The organism is Shewanella psychrophila, from assembly GCF_002005305.1.
GTDB lineage: Bacteria > Pseudomonadota > Gammaproteobacteria > Enterobacterales > Shewanellaceae > Shewanella > Shewanella psychrophila.
Map to the genome: position 1 here is coordinate 2,742,469 of NZ_CP014782.1, position 22,249 is coordinate 2,764,717.

The window sequence follows — 22,249 nt, forward strand, 5'->3', positions numbered from 1 at the left end:
AAGACTAGATGACAGAGCTAACCCTGAGTCAGACTTGGAATGAGCTAAAGGCTCATTCCAAGGAGCTGCCTCATATGAGAGAGCTTTTCGAACAAGATAAGCTCAGGTTCGATACTATGTCGACATCAGCTTGTGGTCTGTTTTTGGATTACTCTAAAAATAGGGCTAATAATGAGACTTTATCTCTCCTATTCAAGCTTGCAGAAGAGACTAAGCTAGCGTCTAAGATCAAGGCAATGTTTGACGGTGAGGTGATCAACACCACCGAAAAACGGGCGGTGCTGCATACTGCACTGCGCGCTAAGCCAGGGCAAACGATCGTTCTTGATGGTGTAAATATCGTCGAAGAAGTCCAACAGACTCAAGCTAAGATGGCGACATTTGTCACAGCCATCACCTCTGGAAGCTGGAAAGGATACACAGGCAAGTCGATCACCGATATCGTCAGTATCGGTATCGGCGGTTCCTTCTTAGGCCCTAAGATAGTGTCTCAAGCTCTCAGACCTTACTGGAATAAAGATCTCAATTGCCACTTCGTTGGTAATGTTGACGGAACATCCATCACCGAGAAACTTAAACTTCTCGATGCTGAAACCACATTGTTTATCATGTCATCTAAGTCTTTCGGTACTCAAGAAACCTTGACTAACACCTTAAGCGCTAAAGATTGGTTTATGAGCAATGGCGCGAGCCAAAAGGATATCGCACAGCATTTTGTTGCGGTCACGTCCAATGTAGCCAAAGCGACAGAGTTCGGAATCGATGCCGATAACATCTTTCCAATGTGGGATTGGGTTGGTGGTCGTTATTCACTCTGGTCAGCCATAGGCTTGCCCATAGCATTGATGATAGGCATGGATAACTTCCGTGAACTGCTCGATGGTGCTCATGAGATGGATAAGCATTTTGCCAACACGCCGCTATCAGAAAATATGCCTGTGATTATGGGACTATTTTCACTACTGTACGGCAACTTCCATAATGCTCAATCTCATGTGGTATTGACCTATGATCATTATCTGAGAGGACTTCCTGCATATTTCCAACAGCTGGATATGGAGAGTAACGGTAAGTCGGTTACCTTAGATGGAACTCAAGTAGATTTTAGCACTGGGCCGGTTATCTGGGGTGGTGAAGGCACTAACGGTCAGCACGCCTATCACCAACTGTTGCATCAAGGCACGGCGCTTATTCCTGCCGACTTTATCATGCCTCTCAAGAGCCATAATCCCTTAGGAGAGCATCATGTCCAACTCGCATCAAACTGTTTTGGTCAAACCCAGGCACTGATGCAAGGTCGCTCTTATGAAGAAGCCTTGGCTGAGCTTGAAGCCAGCACGCTTTCGAATGATGAAAAGAGTAGCATAGCCAAGCATAAAGAGATGCAAGGTAACAAGCCAAGCAATACCATTTTAATGGATAAGCTGACGCCTGGAACTCTAGGTTCCCTCATCGCACTCTATGAACACAGAACCTTCGTTCAAGGCGCAATTTGGAACATCAACTCATTCGACCAATGGGGCGTCGAACTAGGTAAAACATTAGGCAATGATGTTTTAGCTAGACTCGGAGCTGAAAAAGATGCAAGTGAACTCGACTGCTCAAGTAATGGCCTTATCAATATGTTCAGGCAGCAATCTCTCTAGATCACACTAAAAAGCTCTCACAATAAAAAAGCCAGTTTACACTGGCTTTTTTTTATTTCGTAGTTCATATATCTAAATACTGCAAATATTCTTTGTACTTAGCGCAAGATCATCGCCTTTCACGCCATAAAAACTTCACTATGCGTTAACAGAAATGAAACATTTTTCTTGCACACTATTTTAAAAGTGTGGTATTTATTTGATTGAACAGAAATACAACAACAGGAGGTCGCCATGAATCGACTCGATTATGGTAGTGCGCTAGATACCGTGGTAGAAAGACCAAGCCGCTCGAGAAGCTCTAACAAGAAGCGCAAATGGCGTGAAATTGAAGCGCTGCAAGAGAAGCACCGTTTACTCAAAGAACTGCAAGATATAGATAGCAACTTCGATGGTGAATTAGACAACCTCCTGATGTAAAGACATCAACAAAAAAGAGCGCATTAGCGCTCTTTTTTGTGTCTGGAACACTTATGCAAATTTCCCATGGGTCAAAGATGCTCCAGGCATCTAGACGACATTCCCTCCATCCCTGAAGGTCATGGCTAGAAATTTACTTTGTGTCTGGAACACTTATGCAAATTTCCCATGGGTCAAAGATGCTCCAGGCATCTAGACGACATTCCCTCCATCCCTGGAGGTCATGGCTAGAAATTTACTTTGTGTCTGAAACACTTATGTAAATTTCCCATGAGTCAAAGATGCTCCAGGCATCTAGATGACATTCCCTCAATCCCTGGAGGTCATGGCTAGAAATTTACTTTGTGTCTGGAACACTGCTCCTAGGAACTAGAACTTAGGGCTTCTATTCATCCTTAGTGATGTAGTCCCTCAGTTCCTCGAATAGTACATTGTCATTATCACTAAATAGCGGATCGTCAATAAGCTTCAGCGAACATAAAGCACGTATTTCCTGCCAATCAGTTTGATCTATCACCTCAGCCCATCGAGGAAAAATGTCCCTCTCTTCAAATAACATGTGATCTTCTTGCAAGATAACATATGCCTTGAGATCCAGTACAAGCTGCTCTTTAGACACCACAACATCACTTAAAATAAGATTTAATGATGCCATTAGAGATGCCGAGGCATCAATTAACCCCTGATGTTGATCAGCAAGCTTTTCAGTACCTGTCTCAGCCGTTTTCTTTAAATAGTAGCTATAGATAATATCTTCTAAAGGGTGATGGCTATGCTCGGCATAACTCTGCATATACTCAACAACATCCCTGATGAGGTTAAAGTTAACCGCCTCCCCTTGAGCTAATCTGTTGTGTTTCACCTTCAGAATATTGAGCAATATCGCGATATGCTTATGATCATGATTAAGCCTTGCAAGCATAGTAGTCCCCATAAACCGAATACCTTATATACAATACTAGTAAATAGATTAAATAATACCCAATATATCAAAGGTGATTATTATGGAGTTCTGATTAAGATCAATAAAACAGAAACTATTTAAATTAATTAAATCAAAGAGTCATTATTGTTCCTTTAAGAGGCAACACTGGATTCGACAACATTTTTTACCGTTTTTAACGAGCCCTGTAAACGATAGAAGGCATCCCCAGCCGAATTGGCTTCCTTTAAGTTTCTCTCCAACAAGGAAGCAAAATAATGCTCCTGCTCTTCGGTCATGTCTAACACATGAAAGCTACTACGGATCTCGGTTGTCATACCTGTTAAGGCTGCACTGAACTTCTCATCATGTTCTAAGATTGCCCCATTGATCTTGCTAAGCAGACTTTGGATTTCCACAAATACATGTTGTAATGTCTGTTGACGACCGATATCCATCACCCTAGCCTCCAGCCCCTCAACAATAACGGCAATAATATCCCTGAGCCGTCCATAGAGAACCTCGTCATCTACTGGCATATTCTTTATCAAGAAAGAAACATGCTTATCATTACAGATTGTGCGACTACCGAAATCATAAAGACGCCCATGCTTATCTAACAACTCAAGTATATTAGCCTCTATGGGGCTGAGCTCCGCATGCTTTGGACCAAAGTAGTGCACCTCAGTATCTCTTATCTCCAGACAGGTATTAAGGTTGAGTTGTTGCATCAACTCAAAGAAGGCATCCGCCAAGCTTTGATAATCCTGACATAAGAAACATTGCCTGAAAAACTGTAAAACTGCGCCATATTGCGATGACTCAGTCATAGACTGAAATGCCATATTCCTCGACATAGATTCAGCTTGAACAAGTGTACGTTTCTTTGACTGATAGGAAGCTACAGCCTGAACTTTTGCCAGTAGTTCTTTTATTTCAAAAGGCTTGGCAATAAAATCCACAGCACTTACATCGTAGGCTCTCAACCTTTCCTCTAGGGTATTCATACCGGAGACAAAGATCACTGCACTGTCTTTGCCTGACTCCGTGAGTTCCCGGCAGAGTTCGATGCCACTCACATCGGGTAAATTAATGTCCATCAACACAAGATCTGGTGTGATATCCACTAAAGATTCGCGATAGGTACTCGCCTCATGGAATACCGCAACCTGATAATGATCATCAAGCACTTCCTGAATCAACTCACAATAATCTTCATCATCATCCACGACCCATACTAATATTTCTTCCATCACAAAATCCCTCTCGAATAGCAGCCAATGTACATTGAAAAAACGTCACAACCGTTAGCATTAACTGAATTTATAACGATTTGATTCATATCTATTACATCCTTGTGTTAGATCTAAATGGACTTAAATGCCTCAGAATTAGCACATTACTACGTATAACTTTTCTATCTCTACTGAGAAAAGTTGATACCAACCTGTTGCAGAGCCCCTACCAAACCATCTATAGAAAACGGTTTATGCAACACCTGATAGGGCATTTCCTCGTTACTGGTTAAACCTATATCACCAATAAACCCAGAAATAAGCAGTACCGCAATATCCTCCTTAGCACAGAGCTCCTTGGCCAGCTCATAACCATTAATCCCTCCAGGCATGAGTACATCGGTGATCAATAACTCAATGCCATTAAGCCCTTCTTTATACTTTTCCCTTACGATTAAAGGATCGGAATACGCCTCAACTTCCATACCCAAGATCTCACAATAATCTTGTAAGACACTCAGCAAATCTACTTCATCATCGACAATAAGGACTTTAAGCTTTTGAGATACCTTAAGCGCCTCAGGCCTCTCGACTACGCCCTGTACTTGTCGCCCCTTCTGTTTAGCCACGGGAAACCAGAGCCTGAATTCTGTACCTGAACAATCTGATTTCATCACACTCATATAGCCATTAGATCGCTTCACAAAACCATAAACCATAGAGAGTCCGAGACCAGTGCCATCGCTTTTATCTTTCGTGGTGAAGAAAGGCTCGAAGATTTTCTCTAATAGATGAGGAGCAATACCTGTTCCTGTATCTAATACAGACACAGTAATGTAATCACCAGATTCCACCATAGGGCGACCGCTTAAGCCAGGCAGAAGCCCTTCCAAAGCCTCTCTGCCGCTACGTATGGTTATCTTCCCCTCGCCTCCCATGGCATCTCTGGCATTTAAGACAAGATTTAATAACGCATCTTCTAGGTCGCCACGATCAACGAGTATTTGATCCAGTTCCTCTCCAGGCTCTAATATGAGGTTTACTTGTGTGGTTAAAGATTTACCTATCAGCTCTTCAATTCCTTCAATAACATCATTAACCTGATACAGGTTGGCACTGAATTGTTCCTGCCTGGAAAACTGTAATAACCGCCGAGTTAAGTCTGTCCCCCTCTGGCATGCTTTGAAGGCAGTGGCAAGATAGCGGGCAATTTTCTCTTCACTGGTTTTAATCTCCATTAGCTCCAAATTGCCCTTCAACACTCCCAGAATATTATTAAAATCATGGGCGATACCACCGACTAACTGTCCTATAGCCTGCATTTTTTTTGTTCGCGCCATGATCTGCTGAAGCTGCTTGTGGTCAGTAATATCTCTGCCGACTAGCGCAAACAAGCTGCCATGTTCACTGTGTTCTTCCAGCGCGACCAAGTGCATATGTAGCACAGCAGTCTCGTTATCGGCCTTACTACAAATGAGCTCTCCATCAAACTCACGTCGCGAATTAATCGCTTGTAGCAGCTCACTCTCTTGACCACCAGCAGCGGATGGATTCAGCTCCTCTTGAAATAACAGTGTGATGGGTTTTCCTATAAGCTGACTGCGTGGATAATGGCTGATGCTGGTTGCCGCCGCATTCGCGTACATGATACTCGGCACTCCAAAGGGCGAACGGCTGGCGACTAGAATTAAGTCTTCACTGTTACTGACTATAGATTGGAACATCTCGCTATCTACTGAGTTAACACCTCTGTCTCTGCCTCTCTCTTGCCATTCAAGAGTCTGCTGTACCAACATCCCCATGACAATATCTGACAAGAGATCGCCTGAGCTTAATAGAAATGACAGCCATTGATCGCTAGATGAATGAAAAAATATCTGTATATTGACTCGCTTTGCAGGCCAGATGACAAAAGATTGCCAACGATGAACCATAGGCTCCTGATTGAAAAACGGCCAAGCCTTTGCCTCTTTCCATAGAGTTAAATAGCGAACAGGATCTCGACACCAGCATGTTGCAGAAGCGGGCATATCATCACAATCCAGTGAATCTTTAGGAATAATCATGACTGCTTGAGATTGGCTGACTTCCGCTAATATGCGGCACAGCGGCAGCAGTATGTCTTCGCCATTGATGAAATTTGCTTGTAGTTTTCCGAGCTCGGCCAATAGCCTAGGCCAAAAGGGATTGATGTCAGTTTGAGAGAATTCTTTAAACACTGTAGAGTCCATTCCCTATAATCCATGAAGTTGCCGTTTCTACATTTTTATGAAGATAATCCAAATAGCAGAATTGAATAAAGCATAGTAAAACTTGGATAATTCGCGACAATATTAATGATAAAGCTTGTAACTAATTCTTTCTGTTCAACCATAAGGCCCGAGTTAATGACAGATTCAAGATGGATTGGTGCTCATGTGAGTGCCGCAGGGGGAATACAAAATGCGCCTATCAATGCAAGGAAAATTGGAGCCAACGCATTTGCACTATTCACTAAGAATCAACGCAGATGGCAGGCAGCTCAGCTAACTCAAGATCAGATAGAAACCTTCAAACACAATTGCTTAGAAGCCAATATAACCAGTGAGGGGATACTCCCCCACGACAGTTACTTGATTAACCTTGGGCATCCGGATACAACCCAGCTGGATAAGTCCAGGCTAGCATTCTTTGATGAGATGCAAAGATGTGAACAGATGGGACTGACGTTACTAAACTTCCATCCCGGCAGCCACCTGAGAAAAATAGAGATAAGCAAATGTCTAACACGTATCAGCGACTCTATCAATATGGCACTAGATAGAAGTAGCAAGGTCACAGCCGTCATTGAAAATACTGCTGGGCAAGGGTCTAATTTAGGCCATAGCTTTGAGCAATTAGCACAAATTATAGAAGGTGTGGAAGATAAGACACGGGTGGGGATCTGTCTCGATACCTGTCACATGTTTGCCGCCGGCTATGATCTGACCACCGAAGAAGCCTGCCAACACAGTTTTAAACAGTTCGATGATATTGTGGGCGATAAATATTTAAAAGCTATGCACTTAAATGACAGTAAGACGCCGCTGAACAGCAGAGTAGACAGGCATGAGTCCCTGGGATTAGGCCATATTGGCAAAGCTGCCTTTTTCTTTATCATGAACCACCCCGCGACTAAGGGGATCCCTATGGTGTTAGAGACGATTAACCAAGATATTTGGCCTCAAGAGATAAACTGGCTACGTAGTTTAAGCCAAGATTAGTGGAATATAAGTTACTGCAGGCATTTATAGATAACTGCAACCACCTTAGTTTCTTCCCCCTCATCGATCTGTAACCAAACGATATGAGTACCACCAATCTCCTCGCCGTAATTCATCGCCTGCATTTTTGCATCTCTTAATGCAAACTCACCTTTTCCCTTACCTCTGGCCATGGCGAAGCTATCACAATGTGTGACTTCAAAGTCGTAAGCTTCATTAATTCGGCGGTAAAACTGCTGTTGTTCATCTGAATTTGCACAACCTATGAGGAAGTTGCAGGCAAGCAGAACCATGATAAATTTTAACACCGTAGAAAACCTTTTGGATAAACTGCGGCGTAAGATATAAAAAACCGCCCAAAGGAATTGTGATCCAGATCACACTCAAAACCAACGACATGATACAGCTAGATACACGGGTAACCACTAAAGAGTAAAACTTCCTACTCGGATCATCTTGGCGATGATAAAACACTAAAAAAACACACAGGGCACACAAAAGAAACGCTTAATAAAAAGAGAGCTAACGCCCTCTTTTTATTTCTATTTATGTTTCAGCGAGTCAGGTTTATAGCACCTTAAAAAGATGTGCCTTCAGAACGGTAAAATTGTCATTTATGGTGACAGATAAGATCTCTTTATCGGCAACTGCCGCTAACTCTGGTGGCAGAGGTAAATTCATGTCGAGTTCACGGTCGACCACATCTTTAAATTTAGCCGGGTGAGCGGTCCCTAGAAAGATGCCTTTCTCATCTTTTTCCATTGTCATAGTCAATGCCTGAGCTGCAATTGCAGCATGAGGCTCCGAGAGATAACCTACTTCATTTAACTGCTTGAGTGATGCGGAAGTATCTGATTCTGACAATGCCACACCAGAGATATCCGACAGTGACCAATTCATCTTCTCTATGATGGCTTCAACTCTTGGCCAGTTACTCGGCTCAGCAACATCCATGGCGTTGGACATAGTCCCGACTGTTGCATGAGGTAACCAATCTCCCTCATCTAAATAACGTGGCACAGTGTCATTACTGTTGGTGGCAGCGATAAAACGCTTAACGGGTAAGCCCATGGCTTTAGCGAACAGGCCAGCCGTTAAGTTACCAAAGTTACCACTGGGCACAGATATCACAGGATCTTGATCATGTTGACGCTTAAACTGAGCCACAGCTTCGAAGTAGTAACAAATTTGCGCCAAAAGACGACTGATATTTATTGAATTAGCCGAGTTAAGATGTAAACCATCACGGACATCGCTATCTTCGAATGCTTGCTTTACCAGCGCCTGACAGGCATCAAAATCGGACTCAACTGAGACTGTATGTATGTTGTCACCTAAGGTGGTGAACATCTTCTCCTGCAGTAGGCTTATTTTTCCCTTGGGATAGAGTACGACGACCTTAATCTTATCTAAGCTGAAGAAAGCATCGGCAACCGCCGCACCTGTATCGCCTGAAGTGGCTGTCAGGATATTAATTTTATCGTCTGAAGCCAGCTCATTTAAGCATTGGGCCATAAATCTGGCACCAAAGTCCTTAAAAGCTAAGGTAGGTCCATGAAATAACTCTAAACAGTGTCTATTTTTATCGACTTTTGCCAACGAAAGTTCGAAATTAAATGCTTTTTCAACCAGACTATCGACTGTATCTTGTCCAAGTTCAGAGGCTAACCAAGCACCCAATATTTTTTTACATCGAGCGACAAACGGTAGGTCCAATAACGAGTCTACACCGTCCAGTACAGGAATAGAGGTAGGAAAAAATAGCCCCCTGTCTTTGCCTAAACCTAGTTTAAGTGCCTGAGTAAAGCTCACCACCTGAGAAGGATGCTTTAAATTGTACAGTTCCATAATAGATAACCTTAATTCTGAATCTTAAAATTGTTTATTTAATCGGTTCTACGAGTCCCTTGGGCATCGATTTTACAAATATGAGAAAAGCCGCCCTGCTTGACATAATTGTCCTCAAGCCAGGCTTGCGCTTTTTTCGCTGTCTGTAAGTTATCGGTAACAGAGAAAAGTGTCGGGCCACTGCCTGAAATTCCGCTAGTTAGCATGCCGATCTCAGTCAAGGCAGCTCTGGATTCTTCATAGCCAGGAATAGCCGCGGCGCGATAGGGCTCGGCCAGCACATCTTTAAGCACTGAGATAGCCAACTCAGGATCTTTCTGATAGGAAGCATGAACGAAAGCACTTAAATATCGACCGAAATCTATCGCCACAGACTTATCGTATTGCTTTGGCAAGAGATCACGCATCTTAGCCGTCGAGAGTGAGATCCCCGGATAAGCAACGACCCAATACCAGTCATCGAATGTCGGAATGGTATCGCACACTTTGGAAGGAGTATCCAGCATCAACTGCATACCACCTAAGTAACAGGGCGCCACATTATCATAATGAACTGAACCGCTGATTTTCCCCTCGAACTCCCCCATCAGACGCAGCAATGCCTGCTCGTCATAGGGACTGTCGAAATATTCATTGAGTGCATAAAGCGCCGCAACCACAGAGCTGGCGCTGGAACCTAAACCGCTACCGACAGGCAGGTTCTTCTCCAAAACAAGAGTAACGCCATCATTTCGTCCAAGCTGCTTGAGAAAAAAATCGGCACATTGATAGACGATATTCTCTTGCGGATCTTGGGGCAGCTTGTTGGCCCAGTGACCAGAAAGAGACAGATGTATCCCTGTATCAGCCGAACAGATAGATACCCGGTCTCCAAGTAAGCTACCGTCTATTGGCGCTAAAGCAGCGCCAAGCAGATCAAATCCAACACCCACGTTACCCATAGAAGCCGGTGCATATACAGTTAGGCTCATGAGATCACCTCAACGACAACATTGTTTCCCATAGAAGCCGGTGCACTATAAAAATTCAAACTCATGCACTCATCTCCCGTGTCCAGTTCAGCGTCCTCAGAAGATCGGCAAAAACTCCCGCAGCTGTCACGTCCGTCCCGGCTCCATAGCCTCTAAGCACAAATGGAATGGGCTGATAATAACGGCTGTAGAAGGCCAAAGCATTCTCGCCACCTTTAACGCTATATAGGGGGTCTTGAGCATCGACTTCGGCTATTTTAACCCGGCAGCCTTCATCATCTATCTGGCCAACATAACGTAATACCTTGCCTTCGCGCTTCGCTTTTTCAACCCATCGGGCGATCTGCTGATCCAACTTTGGCAAGTTAGCCATAAAGGTATCCACATCGCCGCCAGCATCGAATGACTCAGGTAAAACAGATTCTATCTGGATATCTTCAAGCTCCAAATCCATACCGACTTCACGTGCAAGAATAAGTACTTTTCTGGCAACATCCATCCCACTAAGATCCTCACGAGGATCTGGCTCAGTAAAACATTTATCTCTGGCAATTCCCGTCGCCTCAGACAGAGACATTCCTTCATCTAACATTCCGAAGATGTATGAAAGAGACCCTGACAATATACCGTTAAACTTGAGGAGCTTATCACCGGCAAACAGGAGCTTCTTCAAGTTATCGATAACAGGAAGTCCGGCACCTACTGTAGTTTCATATAAAAACTGCCTACGCTGCTTGAGCGCCATTTCACGCAGTGCACGGTAATAAGCGATATCACGAGTATTAGCCTTCTTATTAGGTGTTACCACGTGCAATCCAGCATTCATAACATCAATATAGCGATCAGATACATGCTCGCTTGAAGTACAGTCGACCAAGACTGGATTTAGCAACTGTTCCTCTTTGGCCCATTTAAGCATCTGTTCGAGATCGCATTGAGTCTGACAATCAGCGAGAAGTCCCTGCCACTCGTTAAGATTGACGCCTTTGGCATCGAGTAACATGTGACGGGAGTTGGCAATTCCACACACTCTGATACTAATGTGCTCCTGCTTTAGCATCTCAGTTTGTTGCTTAATCTGTTCCAGCAGACCTGCACCTACATTGCCACAACCGACTAGGAATACATCTAGGTAATGCTGAACATCGAAGAAACTTTGATGACAAGCTGAGATAGCGTGCTTGGTTTTACGCTGCTCGATCACGGTAGAAATAGATCGTTCGGAGGAGCCTTGAGCGATAGCAATAATATTCACTGTTGCTTGAGCAAGAGCCTGGAAAAATTTACCCGCGACACCTTTATGGGTGCGCATACCATCACCAATAAGTGACACTATGGCTAAATCATGGCGCATCTCGATAGGTTCGAGAATGTCACTCTTAAGCTCCAGTTCAAACTCAATCTCTAATGAAGCCTTGGCTTTTTCTGCATCCTGAGTATTTATACAAAAACTTATACTGTATTCAGATGAGCTTTGAGTGATCAATGAGATCGAGATCCCGGCTCGAGAGATAGCGCCTAAAGTTCGACTCGCCATCCCCACCATGCCTTTCATCCCTGGTCCCGAGATATCAAACATGGTTTGATCGTCTAAATTAGAGATAGCTTTAACATTTAAACCACTCTTATCAGCTTCATTTGAAACTAAGGTCCCCGGCGCCTTTGGATTAAAGCTATTACGGATATAACAGGGTATGTGATATTGAGCGATAGGAGAAATGGTCTTTGGATGCAGTACTTTAGCCCCAAAATAGGATAACTCCATTGCCTCTTGATAACTCAACTGAGAAAGTAATTTAGCATCGCTTACGACACGGGGATCGGTATTATAGACGCCATCGACATCGGTCCAAATCTCGCAGCACGTAGCATCTATACACGCCGACAATACAGCTGCAGAATAGTCAGATCCATTGCGACCTAAAATCACAGTACGACCTTGTTTATCTCCTGCGGTAAAACCCGGCATTACCCAAACTCGATGTTCATCTAAATTAATTTTACTAAAGCGCGCCTTACTCGACTCTATATCGACCAGTGATTCCAGCGGATCTCCGGTCCCCAGAAGCAAGTCTTGAGGGACGAGTTGCTGTGAACTATGACCTTTAGTTTTCATCAGCTGCACCATAAGCGCAGCTGATAACTTCTCACCACCCACTAAGATCTCAGCTCTCACAAAATCAGGACACTCCTTGAGTAGGCTGATACCAAGCAGTTTATCTTCCCAAAAGCTAAGCTGCTCAGTCAGTTTCGACATCAGTGAATCATTCTGCGACGCTTGCAGTACAGCAGAGGCTTCTTGATAAAGTCCGCTAAACACAGACTCCACTCCAGTTAAAACAGATTTAAAATCTCCACCACTCACGGCAGCTTCGACCATCTCAAGTAAACCGTTAGTCACTGTGGCCGGAGCAGACAACACTAAGGCTACCGACTCGTCCTTTGCTGTATCGGCGACGATGTCCGCTGCGGTGTTAAATCTTTGCCAATTGGCCAGCGAGGTACCACCAAATTTCATAACTTTCATATCTTCTCCTTGTACCACGCTACCTTAAGAAACAAAAAAGCCCGCTCCTTGGTATGGAAGCGGGCTGTTGTTTACATTCTGTTAGAGTATGTTCAGCCTGCCCCCACGATAATAATCGTGGTGGTTGTAATAATGGTCGTTACAACTGAATTAAGGCTAGGCATTATAAAAAGCTACTCTTCAAAATAATATTAAAATCTGTGACTACAGAATTGCTTTTTTTTAAGGTGTGTGTCAACCCTTGATTTACAAGTTAATCAAAAAAACACAGTTAGAACCTATTACCTGCTAATACTCACCAGATAAGCAGTGTCTAAGTAGAATTTTTGGATAATTGGGGTAACAAGCTTAAAGGCGTGACGTTTACGACAACGTAAGCACGATTATACTGCATTGTTAATAAAAGGTTTAATTAAACTATTCATTCTAATTCGTGAGTAAACTAGATAAAAAATACCTCTACTTGAATAATTCAGATATACCGAGTGAAATAGCCAGTCTTTCCTTCTTATGTTTATCAGTACTCACAATGAATTTTATCGCATAAAATATAACTAATTAGTCACTTCTACTCAATTTCCCCAATAAACCTCGCTTTATACTTAAGGGAGTCCTGCCTTTTTAATCGTAAACTTCATACCATAAGCTGATTCAAATCATCGCTAACTAATAAAAACCGCGCTAGAATGCGCGCACATTTTGAATTGGAGGCGATATGAAAATCACCCAACACAGCGCTGTTAGCATCCACTACCGTTTAACTGATGAAAAAGGTGAGTTAATTGAAGACTCCTTCGATGGCGAACCTATGCTATACCTTCATGGTACTGAAAACATGATCCCAGGCCTAGAAGCTGAACTTGAAGGTAAAGTTGCAGGCGACAAGCTTGAAGTTCAGGTTGGTGCAGAAAATGGCTATGGTCCTTATCATGACGGACTACGCCAAGAAGTCCCCTTGAGTGCATTCGGTGATATAGAAGATATTGTTCCAGGTATGCGTTTCATCGCTGAAACAGAAATGGGACAACGCCCAGTTCAAATCAAAGAAATTAAAGATGATGTAGTCGTTGTCGACGGTAACCACCCTTTAGCCGGTCAATCGCTTCATTTCAGTGTCGAAGTACTGGAAGTCCGTGGAGCCACAGCCGAAGAGATAGCCCATGGCCATATTCATGCCCACGGTAGCTGTGGTTCTGAACATAACCATAGTCAGGAAGGTGGATGCTGTGGTGGCGGTTCTGAGCACGCTCATGAACACAGTCACGAAGGCGGTTGCTGTAGCGAGAAAAAAGATGAGCCAGTGAAAGAAGGCTGTGATGGCAATGGTGGCTGTGGTTGTAAAAGCTAGCATGCCTATTTAGCAAAAGAAGATACTCTATTTTCCACTCTATCCGCTCATAAGTATCTGATATAAACCTGTTACACTTTAAAGGGGGTTGCAGGTTTTTTTGCTCTATACTATCCAATATTCAATTAGCGAAGGATTCGCAACCACTCAAACAAAGGACTGTTTTATGTTAACCAAATCCATGTACGAAATTCTCCCCGTTAGCTATATCGCCATAGGCATTACCAGCTTACTCATGCTAGATCAAGGCTATGCTATAGCTTCGGCCCTCACCATTTTCACCTTAGGGGCAAAAATTTACAATATGCGCTCACAGAACAGACGTACAGATCCTCTGAGAAAGCGTAAATCAGGTACTCTTCCCAGTTCAGTCTATAACGCCACCCCCTTTGTCTACCTCTTGCTTGCCACGCTCGTGTTCAAACTGTCCCCATCTGGTATTGGGCCCGTGATAGGTATTTCGCTAATGACTTACTCTCTGTATATTTTAGTCAGACGTTCATCAAACAGGCGCCACTGCTTACAGTCTTCTCAGGGATATCCGAACTTTTAATAGATGCTCGACTACTCAAGTATTAACAGTTTAATTTTATCTCTTTGCTCTTCTGTCATATTTTTCAGATAATTTGAACAACGAGTGATCGTCGCAATACTGATTTGAAACTCTCCGGCGATCTGACGTTGGCTCAACTCCCCCTTCAGAAGGGCTTGAAACACCTTGAGTCGACTGGCGATTGCACTCCGCTCATCTTCAGTGAGTAACAGCTCAAACAATTCCAGAAGCGCATTATGATCATGATGGTTTACCACCTTCTCTAACACTAATCCCCATTCGGCTCTCATAAACTCCCCTACGTACTGGTCACCCATTACAGTAGTGTACCAACAAATGCGCCGAAGCCAAACCATTCCAAGTAAATTACATTGAGATTTACTCACAATTGAACATGAGTCATAACTTGTTGCATCTTTACATGTAAACCCTTGAATATTGCCATGGTGTCTGAACATATAAACAGAATACAATACCCAGTGGAACATCACATAATCAGAACAATTCGTGAGAGCAATACAATGAACAAAAAAGTAAAAATGACCGTTTTGGCATTAGTATCGAGTGCCATCTTGTCTACAGCAGTACAGGCAAGTAATTTTAAAGAAGCTGATGATGCAATACATTACCGTCAATCAGCCTTCAGCCTGATGGCACATAACTTCGGTGATATGGGTGCCATGTTAAAAGGCAAGAAGCCATTTGACTCAGAAGTTTTTGCCATGCGCGCCGAAAATGTAGCCGCACTGTCTAAACTTCCTCTGGAAGGCTTCATCCCAGGTTCAGATCAGGGAGAGACCGGAGCCCTAGCGAAAATCTGGACTGAAAAGTCAGATTTTGACGCTAAGATGATAGCCCTTCAGGACAATGCTGCAGCATTGCTTCTTGCTTCTGCATCAGACGATAAAAAGTTGTTGAAGCAATCTTTTATGAAGGTCGCTAAGAGCTGTAAAGGTTGCCATGACGTGTATAAGAAAGATTAATTCCTACCTTTCTTATATCTAACCATAAAAAAAGGCCAGAGTCTGATGAACTCTGGCCTTTTTTATGGCTGTGTCTTGTCCTGGAATGTGTTTACAGTTCAGAAGTCATACATCACAACATCTGGATAATTGGCAAGATAAGATAATTCCCCACAACCCCAGCCAGGAGTGAAAAAAGTAGCAGTGCGATGAAGAAAGATCTGAATACCAGCGTGCCGCCAGATTGCTCTGATACTTTCTTATAGCCAGTGATCATAGGCAAGATAAGCTTATCGCCTTTAAGCGTATGTACCAGCACAGCCAATACATGAATAGCTGCCAGCAATAAGATGAAATTGAATGTTTGTTTATGTAGCCAGGTCAACCACATGGCTGCTTCATGTGAGACATAAGTATAAAGTGGACCTTCGGTAAAAATATCGTCAGTCGCGAACAGTCCTGTCGATAGCTGAAGCGTCAAAATACCTATCAATGCCAACACCATATAACCACCTATCGGGTTATGGCCTAAGCTAGGCGGCACACCATGACGTTTGAGATTAGTAATATATTGAAACACTGTTTTTGGGTGCTTGATAAAATGACTGAATTTGGCTGTATCACTTCCAACGATGCCCCAAATAATACGAAATACAATCAGTACCAGCATCGAATAAGCCATTACCTGATGCCACACTAATTCTCCGGCATCTGCCGACCACCATAAGCCCGCTAACAAGCCTATCATGCCCCAATGAAACACTCTTGTTGGGATATCCCAAACTCTCACTCTATTATTCATGTTTTACCTAGTAAAAACCTAAAGACTAAACACCATTGTGGATGCTTAAAAGGATACGCGGCAGATGATATTTGAAGACGGTTTTAGAGGCAAGGCTGGATAAGTAACTAAATTTATCCATTCAAATATGAGCCTGTTTTGAGCAGTTTTCAAGGCTTTTTGAACAGATACCTTCAAAAAATACCTGGGTGATCAAATTAAAAGCTAACAGTTAAAAATCACCACAAAAATGTGATCTAGATCACGACTTTTACTGCTGAGCTTGGTAATCTGAATTCAAGGAAACAACAAAAGGTTCAATATATGACAAAGATTACAAGTAAACACCTTGAAGTTACTCCACTTATCCGCGAACGTATTCAGGCACGCTTAGAGAAGCTCTCTAGGCATGATATACAGCTCATCAATCCTCATGTGATTATTGTTCAAGAGAAGCAGCAGTTTAAAATTGAAGCGTCTGTAGGCATTCCCGGTCATAAGCTATTCGCTCAAGCCAAACATGAAGATCTTTATTCTGCCATCACCGCAATGGGACAGAAACTTGAGAAGCAGCTAAACCGCCAGACTCATAAGCCAGAGGCTCAACGCTATACTTCCCTAAAAAGAGATGAAGCAGTCGATGATGGTCTTGAAGGCGAATTTGAAGAGGATTATGCAGCCTGAGTCGCCAAAGATGCAGCTCTTTTCAAGCATAAACACGTATTCTTAAAAACGGTCGATTTACATCTCAATAAAACGTCTAAAAACCGACCGTAAAACAGAGCTAAACCCATACACCATGCTACTATTAAGGTATGGGGTAAAATGAAAAAAACGTTAACCCAATAGGGAGGTCAAAACCTTTCCACTTGCTAGATAGGCGTTAAAATGTCACTTGGGATGCTAAGTCTTCAGCAATAATAGTGACCGACTCTGAGTCTAACACTCGCCTAGTCATAAGAGGAGCATCTCCAGCAGGAGCTGCACATGAGACAAATAATCGAACTTTCCACAACTTAGGTGGTGAAGTATCGCTAAAGTCCATATCAGAGGAAGATAATTAACGAGCTTGGGAAACTTAGCAAATCAGTTTGTACAAGGGAACGGGCGACAGAAACGCCACAATGCGACGATAGCTAATGACAATAGCCTCAGCAATGCATTAGGCCAATAAGCTAAAAACAGCTAACACGCCCGATTTTGTAAAGTACGCATCTCAGTAACGCTTTTGAATAGGTTAATGGTAGCAATGAACAGAAACATGTAAACAGAAAGACCATTGACCGGGATGCGGTGAAATCAAGACTCCACTTTTCATCATAAATGGTAAAGTGAAAGATGGGTTTCCATTAGACAGTAGAAGGTATACAGACAAATAAAACAGTTATACGCGTGATGCTAAACGTAACATGAGTACGGGCTATGTAAAGCGCCACTATGCGGCAAATGCTAATGACAACAGCACCGCATTCGGTCATTGAGCTAAAAACAGCCATAAAGCCTGAACAGTTAACGATATCTGCTCCAGATTTTCTTAGAGATATCGAATGAAGCTAAAATCTCGCTTCCCTCATATGAGGTTAAGAAGCTAAAGATTGAAGGTTCAATCAATATTCGGAGGCGTTCTCAGTTTGATTTTTATTTGTTTCACCCCAAAGCGCACCTCAGGTGCGCTTTTCTATTCTAACATTCTAAATACCTTTTTATTTCTAAATACAAAGCACCACAAAAGTTATATTTCAATATGCATAAATTTTCATTGACACTACAGAGCACGAGCTTTAGTTTGTAGTGATGAAAATATTCAGCGATCACTTTTTTACTTTCTTTTTTATTCCCCCCACCTAGGGAGGCGGAATTTCGGTGTAAAAACGAAAGTGAAAATTCCAAAGCCTCCCTAAGGGAGGCTTTTTTGTAACCGTTTTTTGTAGTAGCTAGATTGAGGGCAACATGAGCAAACCACAAGCTTTGAACCAGACACGTGAGCAGATCACCGCTTTAGATAAAGATCTATTAGCACTCTTGGCTAAGCGTCGTAATTTAAGTCTGGATGTCGCCCGCAGTAAAGAGGTGGATATTCGTCCTATCCGAGATACACAAAGGGAAAAAGAGTTACTAGCAAGGCTCGTAAAAGAAGGACGTGACCATGGGCTTGATGCACATTATATTATCTCTCTTTATCAGAGTATCATCGAAGACTCAGTACTGAACCAGCAAGCTTACCTACAAGGTAGAGCAAATCCAGACAGTCAAAAACAGCAGTATTGTATCGCATATCTCGGCGCAAGAGGCTCTTATTCCTACTTGGCAGCAAGCCGTTACTGCGATAGACGTCAGGTTGATATGCAAGATTTAGGCTGCAAGAGTTTCGATGAGATAGTAGAGGCTGTTGAGTCAGGTCATGCGGATTATGGCTTCCTTCCTATCGAAAACACTTCTTCGGGTTCAATTAATGAAGTTTATGATGTTCTCCAGCACACCAGCCTAGCTATCGTTGGCGAGACCACCATAGAAGTCGGACACTGCCTACTGGCCAAGAACGGCAGCACAGTCAAAGAGATAAAAACGGTCTTCGCCCACCCACAACCTATCAGTCAATGCAGTCGTTATCTAAGCTCACACCCTGAATTTAAACTCGAGTATTGTTCTAGTAGCGCCGAAGCTATGGACAGAGTGATGGAGAGCGATGATTCGAGTGTGGCCGCTATTGGTAGTGCAGAAGGGGGTGCCCTCTATCAACTCGAAGCCATACAAAATGATTTAGCCAACCAAAAGATTAACCAAAGCCGCTTCATCGTTGTTGCCCGAAAAGCAATTGCAGTGCCTGAGCAACTTCCGGCCAAAACAACGCTCATCATGGCCACCGGCCAAAAACCGGGTGCTTTAGTCGAAGCCTTATTGGTTCTCAAGGCCCATAACTTAAATATGAGCAAACTCGAATCACGCCCCATTCCAGGCACACCTTGGGAAGAGATGTTTTACTTAGATCTCGATGCAAATTTATCTGGTTCTGAAATGCAGTCAGCTCTCAAAGAGTTGGAGCGTATTACCCGTTTCATTAAAGTTTTAGGCTGCTACCCCTGTGAAACGGTTAACCCGACACAGCTGTCCAACAGTCAACTTATGATTGAGCCTGATACCAGCAGAGTACAAAATTCGAGTGATAACCTAAATAAGCAGGCTAGCTCGAATCACCTACGCTCTGGTAAAGAGCATAAACAAGATGCCTCTCAGATCAGCTGTGGCCAATTACAGATTGGCGAAGGTCAATTCGGCGCATTAGCTCTCATATCATTACCCCAAGAGAGTGAACGCTTCAACCAAAAAGCTAAATCTTTGAAAGAGGCTGGATTTCAAGCCGTGATACTGGAAGGTTTATCACGCCAACAAAAGGCTGAGCACAATATCCTCGCCTTTAAGAAGTCCCTCTATCAGTTTGGTTTAGAGTGTATCATCTCGGTCGAACACGAAGTCGAGCTAAAGCTAGCGGCCGAGCATGGAACTTTACTGTTAATCACAGGTAAGCAGATGCAGAATCATAGCTTACTAAAGCAAGTTGGCTCCCTGCATATGCCAGTCATTCTAGAGCGTAACACCATGGCCAGTGTAGAGGAGTATATAGCAGCTGCCGAAGTTATCTTAAGCCAAGGAAATCAACAGCTAATTTTGTGTGAATCGGGGATCAGAACCTTTAGTGATTCGGTCAAACCCGCACTGGACTTAGCCGCATTAGTGGAGATTAAGGGGTTATCTCATCTTCCTATCTTAGTGAATCCAAGCTACGCATCTACGCCAACGACACTAATGGCACACTCTATCGCAGCCAAGCAGCTAACAGCCGACGGTCTTGTACTCAATTTTTCATCGAGTGATGAAACCTTCGAAGCCGAGTTGCAGCTTCGCGGTGAGATCCTTAGAAAGCTTTATCTGTAAACTTTCTAAAAGAGAATAAAAAAAGAGGACATAACTGTCCTCTTTTTTTATTCGCTGGCCTACTTATACCAAACTACACGGCGGCTCCATCGGTGAGATTCAACCAACCTTTGACTATTCTATGACAAAACCAGAGTATCGCGACCAAGTAGACAAGGGAGCTCAGCCATATTTGAGTTAATGATAAACCGATCCCACCCATCAGCATAAAACCAATAATAGAATGTCTCTGCCAGCGAAGATGCGACGAGATCATGGCACCGGAGCATGAAGTCCTCTGCCCTAAATTGATAAAGAGTCCGACTAAAGTTGGCAGAAATAAGATGGGGAATGCTGACATCAAGGCATAGAGAAAATGCGCCAAGCTTGGGTCGTCTACAGAGACTCTCTCGGAGGTTGTCGATATCATAGATTAGCTCCACAAACACAAAATTAAAAATAAAGCAGTGAGTTTCATCTTTAACAATACGTTGTCATAGGCTATAGCGCAAATTCAGCCTTATAAAAACTCACAGTTTTTCACTGACTAGCTAGAAAAGACGAGCCTGTAAATAATTTTGTGTAACTACCTTTCAATCAGTACCCTATGTGGGTCAATGGAAGGTAGAGTATGAATAAAAAAGAACTAGAAGCATTCGCTAAACAAGCCGCTAAAGGCATTAAAACCGAAGCCGATTTAAATGACTTTAGGGCTATGCTAACCAAAGTCACTGTTGAGGCCGCATTAAATGCTGAACTCGATCATCACTTAGGCTATCAAAAAAACGAGAAGGTCGCGGCTGGTAATAACCGCAATGGCTACTCCCACAAACAAATAAAGACCGAAGATGGATGCTTCGAGTTAGACACTCCCCGTGACCGAAATGGTAGCTTTGAGCCTGAGATTGTTAAAAAGAACCAAAGCCGCTTCACCTCGATGGATGACAAAATTTTACATCTTTATGCGAAAGGAATGACGACACGAGATATTGTCGATACCTTTGATGAGATGTATGGCGCAGAGATATCACCAACGCTAATTTCTCGCGTCACTAACTCAGTCCTTGAGCGTGTCGTCGAATGGCAATCTCGTCCGCTAGAACCCGTGTATCCTATCGTTTACCTTGACTGTATTGTGGTTAAAATCAGGGAGAACAGTAAGGTCATCAACAAAGCTATTTTCCTCGCGCTTGGCGTTAACCTCGAAGGCCATAAAGAGTTACTTGGCATGTGGATAGCAGAGAACGAGGGCGCTAAGTTTTGGTTAAATGTACTGACAGAGCTTCAAAATCGTGGACTCAAAGATATCCTCATCGCCTGCATTGACGGTCTAAAAGGTTTTCCTGATGCCATAAATACCGTGTTCCCAAACACTCAAATCCAGCTCTGCATCGTCCATATGGTTCGAAACTCGATGAAGTTTGTGCCGTACAAAGATTACAAGGCGGTGACAGCTGATTTAAAGAGGATTTACCAGTCAGTGACCGAAGAGGAAGCGTTGCTTAATTTGGAACGTTTTGGCGAGCAATGGGACGCTAAATATCCTAGTATCTCAGCATCCTGGCACAGGCACTGGACTAATCTTAATACGCTATTTAATTACCCTCAAGACATCCGGAAAGCCATCTATACAACTAATGCTATCGAGTCATTAAACAGTGTGATTAGGAAAGCAATCAAGAATCGTAAGCTCTTCCCAAATGATGACTCAGCGAAGAAAGTCGTTTACTTGGCGATTATGCAAGCTTCGAAGAAGTGGACCATGCCGATAAGAAACTGGAAACCAGCACTCAATCGTTTTATTATTGAATTTGAAGATCGAATAGCAGACTATATATAATTTAGGTAGTTACACAGAATCTGCTACAGGGTCGAAAAGACT

Annotated in this window: 19 protein-coding genes and 1 other annotated feature; of the genes, 9 read left to right on the forward strand and 10 right to left on the reverse strand. The window is 43.1% G+C overall.

The features are described from left to right. Nucleotides 1–8 precede the first annotated feature (8 nt). Nucleotides 9–1,646: a glucose-6-phosphate isomerase gene (pgi, locus tag sps_RS11780; RefSeq protein ID WP_077752707.1), complete on the forward strand. Its 1,638-nt coding sequence runs from the start codon at nt 9–11 to the stop codon at nt 1,644–1,646. A 234-nt stretch (nt 1,647–1,880) separates the two neighbouring features. Continuing rightward, entirely contained in the window at nt 1,881–2,066 is a 186-nt protein-coding gene (locus sps_RS11785) for a DUF3545 family protein (RefSeq protein WP_077752708.1), read from the forward strand. 385 nt (nt 2,067–2,451) lie between these two features. On the opposite strand, the gene sps_RS11790 is transcribed toward sps_RS11785, so the two are convergent. From sps_RS11790 to sps_RS11800, 3 genes are all read right to left on the reverse strand, one after another. Further along, nucleotides 2,452–3,000, reverse strand: a complete 549-nt coding sequence (locus tag sps_RS11790) for a hemerythrin domain-containing protein (protein WP_077752709.1) — start codon at nt 2,998–3,000, stop codon at nt 2,452–2,454. Nucleotides 3,001–3,143: 143 nt separating this feature from the next. Beyond that, nucleotides 3,144–4,241 (reverse strand): response regulator transcription factor, encoded by a 1,098-nt coding sequence (locus sps_RS11795; protein ID WP_077752710.1) that lies wholly within the window; start codon nt 4,239–4,241, stop codon nt 3,144–3,146. A gap of 170 nt (nt 4,242–4,411) precedes the next feature. Then, nucleotides 4,412–6,454, reverse strand: coding sequence for a hybrid sensor histidine kinase/response regulator (locus tag sps_RS11800; RefSeq protein WP_077752711.1), 2,043 nt, complete (start codon nt 6,452–6,454; stop codon nt 4,412–4,414). Nucleotides 6,455–6,610: 156 nt separating this feature from the next. Here sps_RS11800 and nfo point away from each other — a divergent pair, with 156 nt between their 5' ends. Further along, nucleotides 6,611–7,465, forward strand: coding sequence for a deoxyribonuclease IV (nfo, locus tag sps_RS11805; protein WP_077752712.1), 855 nt, complete (start codon nt 6,611–6,613; stop codon nt 7,463–7,465). A gap of 11 nt (nt 7,466–7,476) precedes the next feature. Here the strand turns inward: nfo and sps_RS11810 are convergent, their stop codons facing one another. The 4 genes from sps_RS11810 to thrA all read right to left on the reverse strand — a co-directional run bounded on the left by sps_RS11810 (nt 7,477) and on the right by thrA (nt 12,811). Further along, the gene (locus sps_RS11810) at nt 7,477–7,773 is read right to left on the reverse strand and encodes a hypothetical protein (protein ID WP_418346733.1); all 297 of its coding nucleotides are present in this window, start codon (nt 7,771–7,773) and stop codon (nt 7,477–7,479) included. Between the two features lie 259 nt (nt 7,774–8,032). After that, nucleotides 8,033–9,313, reverse strand: coding sequence for a threonine synthase (gene thrC / locus sps_RS11815; protein ID WP_077752713.1), 1,281 nt, complete (start codon nt 9,311–9,313; stop codon nt 8,033–8,035). Nucleotides 9,314–9,351: 38 nt separating this feature from the next. Further along, nucleotides 9,352–10,284: a homoserine kinase gene (thrB, locus tag sps_RS11820; protein WP_077752714.1), complete on the reverse strand. Its 933-nt coding sequence runs from the start codon at nt 10,282–10,284 to the stop codon at nt 9,352–9,354. Nucleotides 10,285–10,345: 61 nt separating this feature from the next. Continuing rightward, nucleotides 10,346–12,811, reverse strand: coding sequence for a bifunctional aspartate kinase/homoserine dehydrogenase I (gene thrA, locus sps_RS11825; RefSeq protein WP_077752715.1), 2,466 nt, complete (start codon nt 12,809–12,811; stop codon nt 10,346–10,348). A 715-nt stretch (nt 12,812–13,526) separates the two neighbouring features. Between thrA and slyD the strand changes: the two genes are divergently transcribed. Next, nucleotides 13,527–14,159, forward strand: coding sequence for a peptidylprolyl isomerase (gene slyD / locus sps_RS11830; protein WP_077752716.1), 633 nt, complete (start codon nt 13,527–13,529; stop codon nt 14,157–14,159). Nucleotides 14,160–14,325: 166 nt separating this feature from the next. Next, nucleotides 14,326–14,712 (forward strand): hypothetical protein, encoded by a 387-nt coding sequence (locus sps_RS11835; protein ID WP_077752717.1) that lies wholly within the window; start codon nt 14,326–14,328, stop codon nt 14,710–14,712. A gap of 11 nt (nt 14,713–14,723) precedes the next feature. On the opposite strand, the gene trpR is transcribed toward sps_RS11835, so the two are convergent. Further along, a complete protein-coding gene (trpR, locus tag sps_RS11840) occupies nt 14,724–15,002 on the reverse strand; it encodes a trp operon repressor (protein WP_077752718.1) in 279 nt (92 codons plus the stop codon). 231 nt (nt 15,003–15,233) lie between these two features. On the opposite strand from trpR, the gene sps_RS11845 reads away from it, so the two are divergent. Continuing rightward, nucleotides 15,234–15,695 carry a c-type cytochrome gene (locus sps_RS11845; RefSeq protein WP_077752719.1) on the forward strand — a complete coding sequence of 154 codons (462 nt, stop codon included), beginning with the start codon at nt 15,234–15,236 and terminating at the stop codon, nt 15,693–15,695. 112 nt (nt 15,696–15,807) lie between these two features. On the opposite strand, the gene sps_RS11850 is transcribed toward sps_RS11845, so the two are convergent. Next, nucleotides 15,808–16,476 carry a cytochrome b/b6 domain-containing protein gene (locus sps_RS11850; protein WP_077752720.1) on the reverse strand — a complete coding sequence of 223 codons (669 nt, stop codon included), beginning with the start codon at nt 16,474–16,476 and terminating at the stop codon, nt 15,808–15,810. A 303-nt stretch (nt 16,477–16,779) separates the two neighbouring features. Here sps_RS11850 and hpf point away from each other — a divergent pair, with 303 nt between their 5' ends. Next, entirely contained in the window at nt 16,780–17,139 is a 360-nt protein-coding gene (hpf, locus tag sps_RS11855; protein WP_077752721.1) for a ribosome hibernation-promoting factor, HPF/YfiA family, read from the forward strand. 1,112 nt (nt 17,140–18,251) lie between these two features. Continuing rightward, nucleotides 18,252–18,372 (forward strand) — a sequence feature (Phe leader region). 33 nt (nt 18,373–18,405) lie between these two features. Further along, nucleotides 18,406–20,388, forward strand: a complete 1,983-nt coding sequence (pheA, locus tag sps_RS11860; RefSeq protein ID WP_077752722.1) for a prephenate dehydratase — start codon at nt 18,406–18,408, stop codon at nt 20,386–20,388. A gap of 73 nt (nt 20,389–20,461) precedes the next feature. Here the strand turns inward: pheA and sps_RS11865 are convergent, their stop codons facing one another. Next, entirely contained in the window at nt 20,462–20,797 is a 336-nt protein-coding gene (locus sps_RS11865; protein ID WP_077752723.1) for a hypothetical protein, read from the reverse strand. A gap of 201 nt (nt 20,798–20,998) precedes the next feature. Between sps_RS11865 and sps_RS11870 the strand changes: the two genes are divergently transcribed. Continuing rightward, complete coding sequence (locus sps_RS11870) at nt 20,999–22,207, forward strand: IS256 family transposase (RefSeq protein ID WP_077751066.1); 1,209 nt, start codon at nt 20,999–21,001, stop codon at nt 22,205–22,207. Nucleotides 22,208–22,249 lie beyond the last annotated feature (42 nt).